The sequence below is a fragment of the Planktothrix sp. FACHB-1355 genome, assembly GCF_014748295.1.
GTDB classification, from domain to species: Bacteria; Cyanobacteriota; Cyanobacteriia; order Cyanobacteriales; family Aerosakkonemataceae; genus Aerosakkonema; species Aerosakkonema funiforme_A.
Genome location: NZ_JACJUP010001234.1, coordinates 1 through 1,993 on the forward strand (window position 1 = coordinate 1; position 1,993 = coordinate 1,993).

A 1,993-nucleotide genomic window follows, 5' to 3' on the forward strand; every position below is an offset into this window, starting at 1 on the left:
TAAACCGTGATATATGCGATCGCTAATAGTGCGATCGAGGATTGTCTCGCCTCGTTTCACACTCCCTAATATATGCTCTATCTGATGGGATAGAGTTGCCACATCTTTGACTCCCAACATCCCGGCATCGCCTTTGAGGCTGTGGGCTTCTCGCAGTAACTCTTCTAATTTCGCTTGGTCATCTGGATGTTTTTCTAAATACAACAAACCATCATCAAGTTTCTGCAAATGATCTTCACTTGCGGTTTTAAAAATATCTCGTAGTTCTTCATCTTCGATAATCATTTTTCTTGATTCCTTAGTCATTAAACAACTGATTTAAGGCTTTGGGCGGCATCGTTTAGTTTCTGAGTGCCGATGCGAGTTTGACTGATGCCACTGGCTGTTTCGGCAGATGCGCGATTGAGTGCATTCATAGCATCAACTACTTGCTGAATGGCAATGGCTTGCTGTTTGGAACTCAGAGAAATTTGTTGGCTGCACAAGACGACGTTGTTAATTGCTTCTGTTACGCCTGCGAAGGATTGTGCTGTTTTTTGGGCGATTTTAACACTTTGTTCCACCGTCATGGTGCCTTCATCTGTCACCATAACGGTGGAACTGATGGCTTTTTGAATATCGGAAACGAGGGCGTTTATTTTTTCGGCGGATTTTTTACTTTGGTCTGCAAGTTTGCGAATTTCCGATGCGACGACGCCAAAACCTTTACCGTGTTCGCCAGCTCGTACTGCTTCTACGGCTGCGTTGAGCGCTAGCATATTGGTTTGGTTGGCGAGGTCGCTGACTAAGCTGGAAATACTGGCAATTTGATTGGTTCGATCGCTTAAACGGGAAATTTCATAGGCGATCGCACCTACTTTCTCTCTCAGCACCGACATCTCCTCTAGGGTATTTTCCACTGCTTCGCTTCCTGTTGCCGTAAGGGTTAATGCCTGTTGTGCGGCGGTGGCGACTGCTTGTGCTTGTCCTGCGGTTTGTTGGGAAGATGCACCCAACTCATCCATTGTGGTGGTGGTTTGATTGACGGAGGCAGCTTGCTGGGAAACTGTGCGTTCTTGTTCTTCTATTGTGGCAGCTATTTGGTTTGAGGAAGAGGCGATCGCGCTTGTTGCTCGCTCGACTGTACGAGTAATGCCTGCGGAGATCCAATAAGCAGCAAGTAGGGAAAACGTTAAACATAACAAGGCTCCGATCGCAACTGCGGCAATGAGATTGTTAATCAAAGTTTTCGCTTCTGCGGTTGTGGCCGCTAAAATTTCCTCTTCCGTTTTATTAAATTCCGTACTTAGGTTTTTAAAACGATCGACAAATTTTTGCCCTTCTCCTGTTCGGAACGCTAATATTGCTTCGTCTCTCTTGCCTTGCTTTACTAAGTTTAGTATTCTTTGCGAATACCGATCGTATTCGTTTTTCAACCGAACCATTTCTTTGATACGCTGTTGTTGCTTGTTATTTTCGGCCATACTCACTGCACGTGCAGATGCCTCATCAAATAAATTTAATTCTTGTTCGTATTCTTTTAATAATTGTGGCTTTTGTGATAATATGTAACCTCTAAATACTATTACCATCCTGCTCTGATTAAGTGTCATGGCATTTGTTGTATCAACAATTTCCTGGGATTTTTCGACTTTTGTGAATACATTTAATAACTTATTTGTACTGAAATATACTAAACCAGCCAATCCTATAAATAATATAATGGGAACTGAATATCCCAATAACATTCTATTTTGCAATTTACATTTCCTAAACATAAGCTGTGGGTTTTTAAGTAGTGTTAAGAAGACTGGTAGTAACCTAGCATATTTTCAATAATTTTCTCTAAATTTTAAATATGCTAGTTCCTGGAGTTATTTTAGCAAATTCGTCTATAATTGACTAATTTTACGACTTGTACACAACATAAAGTTCACACTTACAAAATAGCTAAACTACTGCTTTAAGAGTAAGGGCGGCTGACGTCTGACGCACTAGCTATACAATTTTACTT

Annotated in this window: 2 protein-coding genes; both read right to left on the reverse strand. The window is 41.4% G+C overall.

The window, feature by feature from the left end:
• A partial coding sequence (locus H6S82_RS31110) for an Hpt domain-containing protein (RefSeq protein ID WP_191057327.1) occupies window positions 1-285 on the reverse strand: 285 nt, incomplete at its 3' end.
• Window positions 286-305: 20 nt separating this feature from the next.
• Window positions 306-1,757 carry a methyl-accepting chemotaxis protein gene (locus H6S82_RS31115; RefSeq protein WP_190466502.1) on the reverse strand — a complete coding sequence of 484 codons (1,452 nt, stop codon included), beginning with the start codon at window positions 1,755-1,757 and terminating at the stop codon, window positions 306-308.
• Window positions 1,758-1,993: the final 236 nt, after the last annotated feature.